General features: G+C 67.4%; 13 protein-coding genes. 1 reads left to right on the top strand and 12 read right to left on the bottom strand.

All coding sequences use genetic code 11. The annotated features are described in order from the left end of the window. Positions 1 to 107: 107 nt before the first annotated feature. Positions 108 to 1,403 (bottom strand): acetyl-CoA C-acetyltransferase, encoded by a 1,296-nt coding sequence (locus tag ACM0PK_RS14030; RefSeq protein ID WP_414607893.1) that lies wholly within the window; start codon positions 1,401 to 1,403, stop codon positions 108 to 110. Positions 1,404 to 1,496: 93 nt separating this feature from the next. Between ACM0PK_RS14030 and ACM0PK_RS14025 the strand changes: the two genes are divergently transcribed. Beyond that, entirely contained in the window at positions 1,497 to 2,384 is an 888-nt protein-coding gene (locus ACM0PK_RS14025) for a hypothetical protein (RefSeq protein WP_111176809.1), read from the top strand. 125 nt (positions 2,385 to 2,509) lie between these two features. Here ACM0PK_RS14025 and ACM0PK_RS14020 read toward each other — a convergent pair whose 3' ends face one another. The 11 genes from ACM0PK_RS14020 to glnA form a co-directional block, all read right to left on the bottom strand. Beyond that, entirely contained in the window at positions 2,510 to 3,136 is a 627-nt protein-coding gene (locus ACM0PK_RS14020) for a superoxide dismutase family protein (protein WP_053497798.1), read from the bottom strand. Between the two features lie 32 nt (positions 3,137 to 3,168). Next, positions 3,169 to 3,738 carry a superoxide dismutase family protein gene (locus tag ACM0PK_RS14015; protein WP_414606754.1) on the bottom strand — a complete coding sequence of 190 codons (570 nt, stop codon included), beginning with the start codon at positions 3,736 to 3,738 and terminating at the stop codon, positions 3,169 to 3,171. A gap of 93 nt (positions 3,739 to 3,831) precedes the next feature. After that, a complete protein-coding gene (gene ntrC, locus ACM0PK_RS14010) occupies positions 3,832 to 5,280 on the bottom strand; it encodes a nitrogen regulation protein NR(I) (RefSeq protein ID WP_111201246.1) in 1,449 nt (482 codons plus the stop codon). Further along, positions 5,273 to 6,334 (bottom strand): two-component system sensor histidine kinase NtrB, encoded by a 1,062-nt coding sequence (locus ACM0PK_RS14005; protein WP_111201247.1) that lies wholly within the window; start codon positions 6,332 to 6,334, stop codon positions 5,273 to 5,275. The genes ntrC and ACM0PK_RS14005 overlap by 8 nt, the downstream gene beginning before the upstream one ends. 116 nt (positions 6,335 to 6,450) lie before the next feature. Beyond that, positions 6,451 to 8,496 carry a TonB-dependent receptor gene (locus ACM0PK_RS14000; protein WP_414606755.1) on the bottom strand — a complete coding sequence of 682 codons (2,046 nt, stop codon included), beginning with the start codon at positions 8,494 to 8,496 and terminating at the stop codon, positions 6,451 to 6,453. A gap of 104 nt (positions 8,497 to 8,600) precedes the next feature. Then, a complete protein-coding gene (locus ACM0PK_RS13995) occupies positions 8,601 to 8,915 on the bottom strand; it encodes a hypothetical protein (protein ID WP_005420957.1) in 315 nt (104 codons plus the stop codon). Between the two features lie 107 nt (positions 8,916 to 9,022). Then, positions 9,023 to 10,189 (bottom strand): murein transglycosylase A, encoded by a 1,167-nt coding sequence (mltA, locus tag ACM0PK_RS13990; RefSeq protein WP_111201261.1) that lies wholly within the window; start codon positions 10,187 to 10,189, stop codon positions 9,023 to 9,025. A gap of 67 nt (positions 10,190 to 10,256) precedes the next feature. Then, complete coding sequence (locus ACM0PK_RS13985) at positions 10,257 to 11,003, bottom strand: N-acetylmuramoyl-L-alanine amidase (RefSeq protein ID WP_180886259.1); 747 nt, start codon at positions 11,001 to 11,003, stop codon at positions 10,257 to 10,259. A gap of 143 nt (positions 11,004 to 11,146) precedes the next feature. Continuing rightward, positions 11,147 to 12,577: an ammonium transporter gene (amt, locus tag ACM0PK_RS13980; RefSeq protein WP_134968126.1), complete on the bottom strand. Its 1,431-nt coding sequence runs from the start codon at positions 12,575 to 12,577 to the stop codon at positions 11,147 to 11,149. A gap of 22 nt (positions 12,578 to 12,599) precedes the next feature. After that, positions 12,600 to 12,938, bottom strand: a complete 339-nt coding sequence (locus ACM0PK_RS13975; protein ID WP_004134334.1) for a P-II family nitrogen regulator — start codon at positions 12,936 to 12,938, stop codon at positions 12,600 to 12,602. A gap of 320 nt (positions 12,939 to 13,258) precedes the next feature. After that, positions 13,259 to 14,668 carry a type I glutamate--ammonia ligase gene (glnA, locus tag ACM0PK_RS13970; protein ID WP_061479380.1) on the bottom strand — a complete coding sequence of 470 codons (1,410 nt, stop codon included), beginning with the start codon at positions 14,666 to 14,668 and terminating at the stop codon, positions 13,259 to 13,261. Between the last annotated feature and the right edge of the window lie 142 nt (positions 14,669 to 14,810).

Below are 14,810 nucleotides of genomic sequence, written 5' to 3'. Positions count from 1 at the left end.
TGTTGCTCCGGTGGATGCCGGCCAGCGGAGCAACAACAAAAACGCCGCCCATTGGGCGGCGTTTTCGTACCAGCGCTGCCGGCCAGCGGCCGGCACTACCGTGATGCTCAGCGTTCGACGATCGCCACCACGCCCATGCCGCCGGCGGTGCAGATCGACACCAGTGCGCGGCCACCGCCGCGTTCGGCCAGCTGCTTGGCTGCCGTGGCGATCACGCGTGCGCCGGTAGCGGCGAACGGGTGGCCGGTGGCCAGCGACGAGCCCAGCAGGTTGATCTTGTCCGGGTCGATGCGGCCCAGCGGCGCGTCCAGGCCCAGACGGTTGTGGCAGTAATCCTCGCTCTCCCACGCACGCAGGGTGCACAACACCTGCGCGGCAAAGGCTTCGTGGATCTCGTAGATGTCGAAGTCCTGCAGGGTCAGGCCGTTGCGCTTGAGCATCTCCGGCACCGCGATGGTCGGTGCCATCAGCAGGCCTTCGCCGTGCACGAAGTCCACCGCGGCCACGTGCGCGTCACGCAGGTAAGCCTGGGGTTCATGGCCATGCGCGCGTGCCCACTCTTCGCTGGCCAGCAGTACCGCAGCGGCACCGTCGGTCAGCGGGGTGGAGTTGGCGGCAGTGAGCGTGCCACGCCCTGAAACCTTGTCGAACGCCGGCTTCAGCGTCGCCAGCTTTTCCAGCGAGGTATCCGGGCGCAGGATGTTGTCGCGCTCGACGCCACGGAACGGTGCGATCAGGTCGTTGAAGAAGCCACGCTCGTAGGCGGCAGCCAGCTTCTTGTGCGACGACACCGCCCACTCATCCTGCGAGTCGCGCGAGATGTTCCACTCCTTCGCCATGTCCTCGCAGTGGTCGCCCATGCTCTTGCCGGTGCGCGGCTCGGCCACGCCCGGGAACTCGGGCTTGAGCTCGGAGAACTTGAAGCCGGCGGTGAGCGCACGGATCTTGTCGCCGGTGCTCTTGGCGCGGTTGGCCGCCAGCAGGCGTGCACGCAGTTTCTTGCCGTAGACGATCGGCACGTCGGAGGTGGTGTCCGAACCACCGCCGATGCCCGATTCGATCTGGCCCAGTGCGATCTTGTTGGCCACGGTGATGATGCTGTCCAGCGAGGTACCGCAGGCACGCTGCAGGGTGATGCCCGGGGTCAGCGGCGACAGGCCGGACGACAGCGTCGCTTCGCGGCCCAGGTTCCAGTCGCTGGAATGCTTGATCACCGCGCCCATCGCCACTTCACCCAGTTGCTGGCCATGCAGGCCGAACCGTTCGACCAGCGCGCCCAGCGTACGGACCGACATGCCGAGGTTGCCGACATCCGAATACGCGGTGTTCTGGCGGCAGAACGGAATGCGGACGCCACCGAGGATGGCGACGGGACGAGCGTTGGGCATGGAGATACCTGGCATGGATGAGGGTGTCTGCAACATGGCCTGCACGACGGAGCAGGCATAATGGAGCCAAGTGTAGCTGCCGCCCTGTGATGGGCCAACCGTGGAACCATGAGCAAACCCGACCCCGCGATGAATGCCCTTGGCGTGCTGGCCCTGGAACTGGCCGGCGGCGAAATCCCCCGCCAGGCCGTGCTCAGCGCTGAACAGGCCGGTGAACTGGCCGAACGCGTCGGCCGTGACCTGGCCAAGCTGGTGCCGCAGGTCGCCGAGCTGGACCTGGTGTTCGCCGCCGCGCATTTCGACCCGGCCGAAGTGCTGCGCCCGGGCTGGCCGATCCATCGCCGCCTGGAAGAGCTGCAGATGCGTGCCCCGGGCCGCAACCAGGGCCCGCGCCTGCTGGCCTTCGGTACCGATGCCGAGGGTGACGTGCCACTGCCGTTCCAGGCCGATGCCACCCTGGTGGGCGGTGGCCTGCGCGTGGTGCCGTTCCTGCTGACCGGCAGCGATGTGGCCACCACCAACGCGGTCGCCGATGCGCTGGAAGAAACCTTGCTGGCCAACGGCATGGCGCATGCCGACACCGCGCTGATGGCGCAGAACACCTTCGGTGCCCGCATCGAGCACGCGCGCTATTTCACTGTGAACGACCTGGCCGCGATGATGTCGATGCAGTACGACAACCAGGGCCTGGCCGCACTGTGGCCGCTGATCGAGACCGCGATCATGGCGCCGGGCGAGGACGAGTGGCTCAATGCCGCGCCCGAGCCGCTGCTGCGTTATACGCATGGCGAAGCACGCATGGCGCTGTTCGACCCGGCCGGTTGGTGCGCGCACTACAGCCACAGCAAGAACGACTGCGATCGCCTGAAGGGCATCTACGAGCAGTTCCTGATGCGCCAGCGACAGATGGCCGCGGTGCTGGAAGCACATGGCGTGCCGGTACTGTTCGTGCACTGCGAGGCCGGTCAGGACGCACGCGAGCTGCTGGCGCGCTGAAGTCGGGTAGTGCCGGCCGCTGGCCGGCAACGTCCGGATCTGCGATTGCCGGCCAGCGGCCGGCACTACCGATCAAGAAGAACGCCGGCTTGCGCCGGCGTTTTCCATTTCCAGCAGGAGCGCGCTTACGGCGCCTTCTGGATCACCGCACAGGCCAGGCGCGCGCCGGCGTTGCCGGTCGGCTGGGTCTTGTAGTCGTCCGCATCGGCGTGAACGATCAGGCCGCGGCCGATGATGTCGAAATCATCACCCTTGCCGATGTTGACGTTGCTCGACACCGGGCCGTCGATGGTGGCCACGCCCTTGTCGTCGGCCTTGATGTTGGGCATGTCGCCGCCGTGGTGCGGATCGGTGGCGACGTTGCCGTGATCCTGCTTGCCCGGGTTGAAGTGACCGCCGGCGCTCATGCCGTCCGGCGCGCTGCAGTCGCCCTTCTCGTGGATGTGGAAGCCATGTTCGCTGCCCGGCTTCAGGCCGGTGATCTGGCCGGTCACGTGGACCTTGCCATCAACCACCTTGAAGGTGACGCTGCCCTTGGTTTCGTTGCCCTGGGTCGGTGCCAGTTCGGCCGTTGCCGAAGCATCGCCCGTCGGTGCAGCCGCCGGTGCCGGGGCTGCAGCCGGCTCGGTGGTGGCGCCGTCAGCCGGCGCGGCCGGCGGGGTTTCAGTCTGCGGCGCGGCGGGCTGCTGGTTGCAGGCCGCCAGGCCCAGCGCGGCGATGGCCGCAAACAGCGAAGTGTGGATCAGACGCATTGGAATCTCTCCCTCGATGATGCCTGCAGTGATCAGCGGACGACCCGGATCACGCCACAGGCGATGCGGACGCCGGCATTGCCGGCGGGCTGGCGGCGATAGTCGTCGGCGTTGGCATGCACGACCAGTGCGCGTCCGGCGATATCGGTGGCGGCGCCTCCGCCAAGGGTAACCCCCTTGAGGTGGATATCGACGTTGGCGCGGCCCTGGGCATCGGCACGCAGATTGTCCATGTCGCCCAGGTGGTGCTTGCCGGTACCGGCGCGGCCATGCGCAGCACCACCGGGATTGAAGTGATTGCCGGCACTGCTGGCATCCACCGCACTGCAGTCGCCGCGCTCATGGATGTGGAAGCCGGCCTGCTGCATCGGCTGCAGGCCACCGACCAGGCCGGTGATGTGGATGCCACCGGGCTCCACCATCAGTGCGATGCGGCCACTGACGATGCTGGCCGAGGCCGGCGCGAGATTGGCCTCGCCCTGCTCCGCAGCACTGACCACGGTCGGCGGTGGCGGCGTGGGTTCGGCCTTCTTCGGCGCACTGCCACAGGCAGACAGCAGCACGGCGGCGGACAACGGCAGGATGGCAAAGGACAGACGCATCGAAGACTCCTTGCAGGTGACACTAAGCATTGCATCGTCCATGAACGATCAACGGTTCGGCAAGCGGGCGCGAGGATCGCGTGCAGGGACCGTTCAATGGCCCCCGCGGCGGCGCCCGGCGCCCAGCTTGCGGGTAAGGGTATTGCGGCCCAGGCCCAGGCGGGCAGCGGCTTCGGCGCGGCGGCCATGGGTAATCTGAAGCGCCGCTTCCAGCAGCGCATGGTCGACCCGCTCGCGCACCTGCGCATGCAGCCCTTCCACACCTTCGGCCAGCTGGCGGCGCGCCCATTCGGCCAGCAGCACTTCCCACTGGCCTGGATCGGCACCGCTGATGCTGCCGCGACGGCCCCGCGTACGGTTCAGCGCGGTATCGACATCGGCCACGCCGATGGTGTCGGCGGCGGCCAGCGCGGCCATCCGCCAGCACACGTTTTCCAGTTCGCGCACGTTGCCGGGCCAGTCGTGTTCGCGCAGCGCCTGCAGCGCTGCGGCGGTGAGGCGCTTCGGTGGCGTGTCCAGCCTGCGTGCGGCGGCGGCCAGGAAGGTGCTGGCCAGCTGTGCGATGTCCTCGCGGCGCTCGCGCAGCGGCGGCAGCTGCAGGCGCACCACGTCCAGGCGATGCAGAAGGTCGGCACGGAACTTCCCCTGCGCGACCAGCCCTTCCAGGTCCTGGTGGGTGGCGGCCACCACGCGCACATCGACGCGGATCAGTTCGCGGCCACCGACGCGGAAGAACTCGCCCTGCGCCAGCACGCGCAGCAACCGGGTCTGCAACGGCAGCGGCATGTCGCCGATCTCGTCAAGGAACAGCGTGCCACCGTTGGCCTGCTCGAAGCGGCCGATATGGCGGCGCTGCGCACCGGTGAAGGCACCGGCCTCGTGGCCGAACAACTCGCTTTCCAGCAGCTCGGATGGGATTGCAGCGGTATTGAGCGCGACGAACGGACCCTGCGCGCGCGGCGATTCGCGATGCAACGCATTGGCCACCAGCTCCTTGCCGGTGCCGGTCTCGCCGGTGATCAGCACCGCCAGCGGTGCCTGCGCCAGGCGTCCAATGGCGCGGAACAGCGCGCGCATCGGCGGCGTATCACCCACCAGTTGCGGCGGCTGGTCGCTGGGCGCTTCGGTGGCGGGACTGGGAGCGGCCAGCGCGGGCGCCACCGCCGGCAGTACCCGCTGCGCCAATGCCACCGCATCGTCCAGGTCGAACGGCTTGGACAGGAATTCATGCGCGCCGCCGCGGAACGCACCGGCCGTGCTGGCCACATCGGTATAGGCCGACATCACGACCACCGGCAGCTGCGGCAACGCGGCCTTGAGCTTGTCCAGCAGCACCAGGCCATCGTCGCCGGGCATGCGCACATCGGTGAACAGCAGCGCCGGCGGCGCGCCTTCGCCCAGGGCCTGCAGGGCAGCCGCAGCGCTGTCGAAATCGACAACCTGGTAGCCCGCCTCGCGCAGCGCGGTGCACAGCACGAAGCGCACGGCACGATCGTCATCGACTACCCAGATGCGCTGCGCGGTGGTGGGGAACTCAGACATCGCGCGGGGCCTCCTCGGCCGGGGCGGCGCCGTTGCCGATCGGCAACAGCAGGGTGAACACGGTATGGCCCGGGCGCGAGCGGTAGGTCAGCGTGCCGCGATGCTCGCGCGCCACCTGCTGGGCCAGCGCCAGGCCCAGCCCGGTGCCTTCGGCGCGGCCACTCACCAAGGGCAGGAACAGGTGTTCGGCCAGTTCCTCCGGCACGCCACGGCCGTCGTCGGCGATTTCCAGGCGCAGCGCCAGCGTGTGCAGCTGCTCGGCGATGCGCACGCCATGCTCCACGCGGGTGCGCAGGGTGATGTTGCCGGCGCCGGCCTGGATCGCGTTGCGCACCAGGTTCCACACCGCCTGGGTGAGGCGGTCGGCATCGCCATGGAATTCGGGAATGCTGGGGTCGTAGTCACGCTGCAGGCGTACCGCCCAGCCGGCCTCGTTCTCGGCCAGGCGCAGCACGCGCTCGAGCGCGGCATGGATGTTCAGTTCGGCGTGCGGTGCGGCCGGGGCCGGCGACAGCAGCTGGTCGAGCAGGCCGTTGAGGCGCTCGATCTCCGAGCCGATCAGCTCGATCAGCTCGCGTTCGCTGGCCTCGCGCTGGGCCGCGCGGCGGGCCAGCAGCTGGGCCGCACCCTTCAACCCGGCCAGCGGGTTGCGCAGCTCGTGGGCCAAGCCCTTCAGCGCCGCGCTGAGCGCGCTGGGCAGGGCCTGGGTCGGGTCCAGCCCGGGGAACTCATCGACCGGATGCGCCTCCAGCAGCCAGCCACCATCGTCGCGGCGACTCATCCAGCCCTCGGCGAAGCGCGGCGCTTCGCCGGGCACCGCCAGCGCCAGCCGGTTCAGGCGCAGGCTGTCGCGCTCATCGCGGGCAAGGAAATGGGCCAGTGCCTCGCCCTGCACTTCCAGCGCGGCCAATGGCTGGCCCAGCAGGCGGCGCCCGCTGACGCCCAGCCACCGCCCGAAGGCCGGATTGCAGCCGATGATGCGGCCATCGGCCCCGGCCCAGGCCAGCGGCGTGCCCAGGGCATCGAGGGACGGCGGGGGAGAGGGGGCGGACATTGCACCAATGTAGTGCAAAACGCGGGGTTCGGGGTCAGGGCCCTTTCCGCCTGGAAAGGGCTCTGACCCCCTGCCGCAGGTCGAGCAAGCTCGACCACGACCACATGCGTGGCCGGTTACAGCTTCATGTTGAGGCCGACGAACACGCTGCGACCCGGGGCCGGCGAGAACATCGGGCGTGCGCTGTCCCAGAAGAAGCTGTCGTACCAGGCGTAGGCGTACTCGCGGCCGGTCACGTTCTTCAGCTGCAGGTCCACGCTGAAACGCGGGGTGAGTTGGTAGGCCGCGCTGAGGTCGAGCACGGCGAAGCCTCCGAACTTGCCGGCCACGTTGCGCTCTTCCAGGTAGTAATCGCCCTGTGCACGCGCCTGCAGGCCCAGCCGCAGCGCATCCGTGGCGCGGTAGTCCACGCCCAGGTTGCTGATGTGGCGCGGGGTGGCGGCCACTTCCCGGCCCTGCAGGGAAATGCTGGCATCGCGGTCGTCGCGGGTGATCTTCGCTTCCTGGTAGGCGTGCGACGCCCATACCGTCCAGTCGTCGCCCAGCTGCAGGCTCAACTGCGCATCCACGCCGCGCCGGCGAGTCTTGCCCAGGGTGACCGTGGTGCCGGTGGCCGGCATGTTGGACACCTCGTTTTCCGCGTCCTGCTGCCACATCGCCAGGCGTGCCTGGCTGCCGGCAAACGGCTGGAATTTCAGGCCCAGCTCCATGCCGGTGTTGGTGGACGGCTGCATCGGTGCCTGCCCTGGGGTGAGGTAGCCCGGTGCGGTGGAGCCGGTCAGTACCTGGAAGGTGCGGCCCCAGTTCGCGTAGACATGGGTGGTCTGGCCCAGGCTGTGGATGACGCTCAGCTTGGGCTGGCCGATGCTGCCGTAGTCCTGCAGGCGGCCGCTGACGCCGTTCATCAGGTGCGTGCTGCCACTGAAGCGATCGATACGATAGGCCGGCACGATCTTCCAGGCCTCGACGGGCTGGTAGACGGCCTGGACGTAGGCACCCCAGTTGTCGAAGCTGTGGCGATCATTGTTCTGCACCCGCGCTGGGGGCTGGCTGAAATCAGTGGGTTCGGCGTAGGCGTAGCGCTCGCGGAGGTAGCCGTTGTCCTGCTGCTCGTAGTTCAGGCCACCTTCGACGGTGAGCGTGGGGCTGGCCTGCCAGGTGAGCGTGCTGAGCAGGCCATGCTGCCGCTCGTCCCATACGCGGCGCTGGCGCGGCAGGTTGCCGGTGGGCAGGTCGCTGAAGGTCACGCGGCGGTCGTCTTCGTAGCGGTTGTAGTACAGCCGGGTGCCGAAGGTGATTGCGTCGGACAGTTTCATGTCCAGGTGCGCAGCAAGCTGGCGCATGTCGCGGTCATCGCCATCGTTGCCGTTGCGCAGCTCGCTGCCACGGCGGTGCGTGCGCAGCTCGTCGGCGGTCATGAAGCCGGGTTCGTCGGCTTCGTGGTGGTACGCACGGGCGGTCAGGCCCCCGCGCAGGCCGTCGTCCAGCGAGCCGTAGAACCACTTGCCGCCCAGCGAATATTTCTTCGAGGTGTCGTGGTCGCGGTAGCCGTCGCTGGCCTGGGTGCCGACGAAATAGTTCTGCGCGAAGCCATCGGCTTCACGGCCGACTGCCAGCTGCGCATCGCGGGTGCTATAGCTGCCGTAGGCCAGGCGCGCATCGGTGTAGCTGCCACCCTGGCGCGTACCGAAGTTCACGTTGCCGCCGATGTTGTGGAGGCCGTAGCGCGGGTCGTTGGTACCGCGCACCACTTCGATGTAGCTGATGTCCAGCGGGAACAGCATGTCGATGAAGCGCTGGTTGCCGCTGTTGACGTTGCTGGGGATGCCATCGATCAGCGTCTTGATGGCATTGAGGTAACCCTCGCCGTTGAAGGCGCGGAAGCTGACCTTGCCCGATTCGGCGCCCTGCCGGGTTTCGGTGAGCTGGATGCCGGGCATCTGCCCGAGCAGTTCCCAGCTGTGCGAGACGTTGCGGTTTTCGATCTGGTCTGCACCCAGGACATCCACCGAGGTCAGTACCTGATGCGCACTGAGCTGGCCTTCGCCGTGCTGGTGCACCTGCACCTTGCCGAGAGTGAGCGCGGCGTCGGCCGACTGTGCGAAGGCTTCAGGGGCAAACGGTGCGGCGGCGAGGGCGGCCACAAGGGTGGGAGTCTTCATGGGAAGGGGCGGTTACGGTGAAATGTAATCATATAACATTTCACGCGCCCGATTTTTGCAGCGTCGAGCAAGGCTCGGCGTTACAAGGGCGGCTGCCGGGGGGATTACACCGGGTAGCCGGTGGCTTCCCGTGCCTTCTTCCAGGCGGCTTCGAATTCACGCGCGGAAATTTCGTCGTCCTCGTCGAAATCCAGGAACGACACTGGCTGGTCGGCCAGCAGGAAGCGGTCGTCGCTGTGGGCATGCTCGTCGGCCCAGACCATCTTGGTCCCGTAGATTTCCACCTGCCGCACGATCTTCTCGCCACGCGCTTCCATCAGCACGTTGCCCTTGCCCAGGCCCGATTCGGCCCAGTGCTTGTAGTACTTCTTTGCGGCAGATTTCGCGCCGGATTTTGCGGTGTGCTTTGCGTAGGTCATTGCAGGAGCCCTGGCCGCAGGCGCGGCCGGAAATTGCGGAATGGCGCCATTATCAGGCATCCGGGGTCAGAGCCCTTTCCTTTGGAAGGGATCCGACTCCTGCTGGTTCAGTTCGGCAGGGGCACGCCCTTCGGCCACAGCATCCAGATGTTGCCCTTCTGCTTCATGTCGCCAGCCAGCTTGCCGGCGGCATCGCCGCTGCCCCAGTAAAGGTCCGCGCGCACTTCGCCGGCGATGGCGCCGCCGGTGTCCTGCGCGGCCACCGGGCGCACCACCGGACTGCCGTCCGGGCGCGTGGTGGACAGCCACAGCAGGCTGCCCAGTGGTACCACGGTGCGATCCACCGCCACGCTGTAGCCCGCGGTGAGCGGCACGTTCAGTGAACCCCGTGGCCCCTCCGGGCTGTCCGGGGTGCGCACGAAGAACACGTAGCTGGGGTTACTGCGCAGCAGTTCCGGTACGCGCGCGGGGTTGGCCCGTGCCCAGGCGCGGATCGCGTCCATGGTGACGTCTTCCTTCTTCAGCTGGCCCTGCTCCACCAGCCAGCGACCGATCGCGCGGTACGGGTGGCCGTTCTGTTCCGCATAGGCCAGCCGCACCTGCGTGCCATCGGCCAGGCGCACGCGGCCAGACCCCTGGATCTGCAGCAGCTGCAGGTCCATCGGGTCGGTCAGCCAGGCCAGCACCGGCGCCTTGGCGCCCTTGGCCGCGATGGTGCCGGCGTCGTCATAGGGCTTGAGCACCTTGCCTTCGACGCGACCGCGCAGGCGCTTGCCCTTCAGTTCCGGGTAGAGGCTGTCCAGTTGCACCACCACCAGATCATCCGGCGTGCCGTACACCGGCACCGTCGCTTTGTCGGTGCGGGTGAGGCTGCCGGGGTAGATCGGCTCGTAGTAGCCGGTAATCAGCCCGTCGGCCTGGTGGCCACCGGCACGCAGCGCGTAGGCATCGAGGTCGCGCTGCAGGAACTGGCGGATCGCGGCCGGGTCCTTGTCTGATACTGCGACGGCAGTGGCGCAGGGTTTGGCCCAGACCGCATCGTTCTTCAGGCGGGTGCAGCTGCTGCGCCAGGCCACGAAGCCGGCCTGCAGATCAGCGTCGGAGACTGCGGGCAGGGCTTTCCAGTCGACCTTGGCGTAGGTGGCCGCCGGCGGCGTGGGCGGCGTGGGCGCTTCGGAGCCCGTGCGGGGAGCAGTGGTGGCGCAACCGGCGAGCACCGCCGCTGCCAACAGGGTCCAGTGCTTGCGCTTGAAGAAGGTAGCGGAATCGATCATGCCGCCATGGTGGAGTGCCGGCCGCTGGGCGGCAACCCAGCGCGGGGTCAAGCGTTCATGCGCGGGGTCACGGCATCTGCAGCAGCAACGAATGCAGAATACGGGCGTCCTCGGCATCCAGCGTCTTCGGCAGGTCGTCGCGGCCACGGAACCGGCGGTGGAAGGCGGCGACGGTGGCGTCGCGGTTGTCCAGCGGATAACCGAAGCGGGCCAGCGCATTCCACCCATCGAAGCCTTCCGGTGCGGCACCATCGGCCGCGCGCGGCCACACGCCGAACCCGGCCTCGGCCAGCTGCTGCCACGGGAAGAACCGGCTCGGATCCTGCTTGCGCGTAGGCGCCAGGTCGGCATGGCCGATCACCTGGCGCGGCGGGATGTTCAGGCGCGTGGTGAGATCACGCAGCAGCAGGATCAGCGATTCGATCTGTGCCGCACTGAACGGGCTGCGGCCGTCGTTGTCGAGTTCGATGCCGATCGAGGCCGAATTGAGATCGGTGATGGTGCCCCAGCGCCCGGCCCCGGCGTGCCAGGCACGGCGCTCATCGGCGACCAGCTGGTAACGATGGCCATCGGCGCCGATCAGGTAGTGCGCACTGACCGGCCCACCGCTGTTGGCGGTACGCAGCGTATGCAGGCTCTGCTGCACCGACTTCTGCTCGGTGTGATGGATGACGATGATGACCGGCGAGCGCGCATTCTGGTTGGGTGATGGCACCCAGGTCGCGAGCGGGTTGCGGGTTTCCTGCGGCGTGGAGGCGCAGGCGGCCACCAGCAGGCAGGCCGAGAGCATCAGGGACGTGCGGATCGGGGGCATGGCCCGATTGTGCGCGATCAGGCGCGATGATGCATGCCGCCGTGCCGACCAACGGTCGGCACCCACCAGAGCAGGAGCAGTGCCAGGCAAGCCTGGCACCGACCAAACGCAAAAGGCGGCCCCGCAGGGCCGCCCGTCATGCCTCAGGCCTCGTAGGCAGACTCGCCGTGCGAAGTCACATCCAGGCCGGTGCGTTCGGCCTCTTCGGTCACGCGCAGGCCGACCACGACCTTGACCACCAGCAGGATGACCGCGGTCACCACCGCCGACCACAGTACGGTCAGGCCGACGCTGACCACCTGCACCCACACCTGGTGGGCGATATCCAGATCGGCCTTGGTGCCGCCCAGCGACTGTGCACTGAACACGCCGGTGAGGATCGCGCCGACGATGCCGCCGACACCATGCACACCGAACACGTCGGCCGTGTCGTCCACTTTCAGCAGGCGCTTGAGACCGGTCACGCCCCACACGCAGACCACGCCGGCGACAAAGCCGATCACGATCGCGCCAAGCGGCCCGACGGTGCCACAGGCCGGGGTGATGCCGACCAGCCCGGCCACCGCACCCGAGGCCGCACCCAGCGCCGACGGCTTGCCCTTGCCGATCGCCTCCACCAGGGTCCAGCCAAGCACGGCAGCAGCGGTGGCCAGCACGGTGTTGAGGAAGGCCAGCGAGGCCACGGTATCGGCGGCGGCGGCGGAACCGGCATTGAAGCCGAACCAGCCCACCCACAGCAGCATCGCGCCGATGTAGGTAAACGGTACGTTGTGCGGCTTCAGCGCGGTCTGGCCGTAGCCCAGGCGCTTGCCGACGAACCACGCGCCGACCAGGCCGGCCACGCCCGCATTGATGTGCACCACGGTGCCGCCGGCGAAGTCGATCGCGCCCAGTTCACCCAGGTAGCCGCCGCCCCAGACGATGTGTGCCATCGGGATGTAGCTGAGGGTGAACCACAGTGCCGAGAACAGCAGTACCGCGCGGAACTTGATGCGCTCGGCGAAGGCACCGACGATCAGCGCGGTGGTGATGCCGGCGAAGGTCGACTGGAAGGCGACGAACAGGTAATCCGGCAGGCCCTTGATCGGCGTGTTGCCCACCGAATCCGGGGTGAAGCCCTTGAGGAAGGCGAACTCGGTGAACGAACCGAAGAATGGATTGCCGGCGCTGAACACCGCGCTGTAGCCGTAGGCCACCCACAGCAGCAGCACCAGCGAGAACACCACCAGGATCTGGCTGAGCACCGACAGCACATTCTTCGAACGCACCAGTCCGCCGTAGAACAGGGCCAGACCGGGCACCACCATCAGCAGCACCAGCAACGTGGAGGTAAGCATCCAGGCGACGTCTCCACGATCATACGCGGCGGCCGCTTCGGCCACGGCCGGCGCAGCGGCGCTGGCGGCCGGATCGTGCAACGGCTCGACCGCCACGCTTTCGCTCGGCAACGGCGAGACCTGGGCCTGGGCGTGGGCGCTGCCCGGCCAGGCACCGGCGGCCAGCGCGCTGAGCAGCATCAGCAGGCACACCAGGTGGAACCGGGCTTGCCACCCGGTGAGAAGGCGCATCTTCATGGGGGGAATCTCCGGAAGGGGGTTACAGCGCGTCGGCACCGATTTCGCCGGTGCGGATGCGGATGACCTGTTCAACGGCGGTGACGAAGATCTTGCCGTCACCGATCTTGCCGGTGCCTGCCGACGACTGGATCGCTTCGATCACCGCGTCGGCACGCTCGTCGGTGACCACCGTTTCGATCTTGATCTTGGGCAGGAAATCGACGACGTACTCGGCGCCGCGATACAGCTCGGTGTGGCCCTTCTGGCGACCGAAACCTTTCACTTCGGTCACGGTGATGCCCGACACGCCTGCATCGGACAGGGCCTCGCGGACCTCGTCGAGCTTGAACGGTCGGATGATGGCGGAGATCAGTTTCATGCGCATGTCCCGATGGTGGATGGGGCCAGCGCGCCAGCGCGCGTTGGCATCAGGCAACCACGGGTCATCAGGTGATGACCGTGGCTGTTGCACCGGACACGTACAGGGCCGGGACGGCCGTGCCTCTCTCCTTGCACGACCGACGCGGGAGGGAGGGCGGCCCTGGTCGCGTATCCGGTCTCTCTCTTGCCCCTGGGGTGGAGTCAGAGCCCTTTCGCGGCGCGAAACGGATCTGACCCCCTACAACCGCGGCTCCCCAGCCGCGAGAACGGAAGCGATGGCGGCGGGTGGGAGGGGGAACCCACCGCCATCGCGCCCGGTCAGCTGGCGTAGTACAGCTGGTATTCCAGCGGGTGGGTGGCCGCGCGGAACTTGGTCACTTCCTGCATCTTCAGCGCGATGTAGCCGTCGATGAAGTCATCGCTCATCACGCCGCCGGCCTTCAGGAACTCGCGATCCTTGTCCAGTGCTTCCAGCGCCTGGTCCAGCGAGGAGCAGACCTGCGGGATCAGCTTCTCTTCTTCCGGCGGCAGGTCGTACAGGTCCTTGTCGCTCGGTGCACCCGGGTCGATCTGGTTCTTGATGCCGTCCAGACCGGCCATCATCAGCGCGGTGAAGGTCAGGTAGCCGGACTGGATCGGATCCGGGAAGCGCATTTCGATGCGGCGCGCCTTCGGGTTGGAGACCCACGGAATGCGGCACGACGCCGAACGGTTGCGGGCCGAATAGGCCAGCATCACCGGCGCCTCGAAGCCCGGCACCAGGCGCTTGTAGCTGTTGGTGCCCGAGTTGGCGAAGGCATTGATGGCCTTGGCATGCTTGAAGATGCCGCCGATGTACCACAGCGCCAGCTGGCTCAGGCCACCGTAGCCGTCACCGGAGAACAGGTTGGTGCCGCCCTTGGACAGCGACTGGTGCACGTGCATGCCGCTGCCGTTGTCGCCGACGATCGGCTTGGGCATGAAGGTGACGGTCTTGCCGTTGCGGTGCGCGACGTTCTTGATGACGTACTTCATGCGCAGCAGCTCGTCGGCCTTCTGCACCAGGGTGCTGAACTTGGTGCCGATCTCGCACTGGCCGGCGGTGGCCACTTCGTGGTGCTGCACTTCCACTTCGATGCCGACCTGTTCCAGGGTCTTGCACATTTCCGCGCGCAGGTCGTGCAGGGTGTCGGTCGGCGGGACGGGGAAGTAGCCGCCCTTCACGCCCGGACGGTAGCCGCTGTTGGCGCCGTCATACTTGGCGCCGCTGTTCCACGCCGCTTCTTCCGAGTCGACCTTGAAGAAGGTGTTGCCCATTTCGTTGGCGAAACGGACCGAGTCGAAGATGAAGAACTCCGGCTCCGGGCCGAAAAACGCGGTTTCGGCGATGCCGGAGGACTTCAGGTAGGCCTCGGCACGCTTGGCGATGCCGCGCGGGCAGCGGCCATAGGCCTGCATGGTGGCCGGATCGAGGATGTCGCAGCTGATCACGACGGTCGGATCGGCGTAGAACGGATCGACGTACGCGCTGGACGGGTCCGGCAGCAGCACCATGTCCGATTCGTTGATGCCCTTCCAGCCGGCGATCGAGCTGCCGTCGAACATCTTGCCTTCTTCGAACAGCGACGGTTCGACGATGCTGACCGGGAAGGTGACGTGCTGCTCGACGCCACGCATGTCCACGAAACGCAGATCGACGAACTCGATCTGGTTGTCCTTGATCAGCTTCTCAACGTTTTCCACGGACATCGGTACGACCTCGGATGGGGATGAATGCCTGCTGAGGTACAGCAATGACCGTGCCAACTTTTCGATACCCGCAAGTCGTTGATTTCAATATGGCTGCTCCGCGCCGGTGCAGAACGGTGCGCACCAAACCGGTGCACCCGCC

The sequence above is a fragment of the Stenotrophomonas sp. FR010 genome, from assembly GCF_047520755.2.
Taxonomy (GTDB): Bacteria; Pseudomonadota; Gammaproteobacteria; order Xanthomonadales; family Xanthomonadaceae; genus Stenotrophomonas; species Stenotrophomonas sepilia.
The sequence above is the reverse complement of the archived record's forward strand: the minus strand, read 5'-3'. Positions and strand labels throughout refer to the sequence as shown.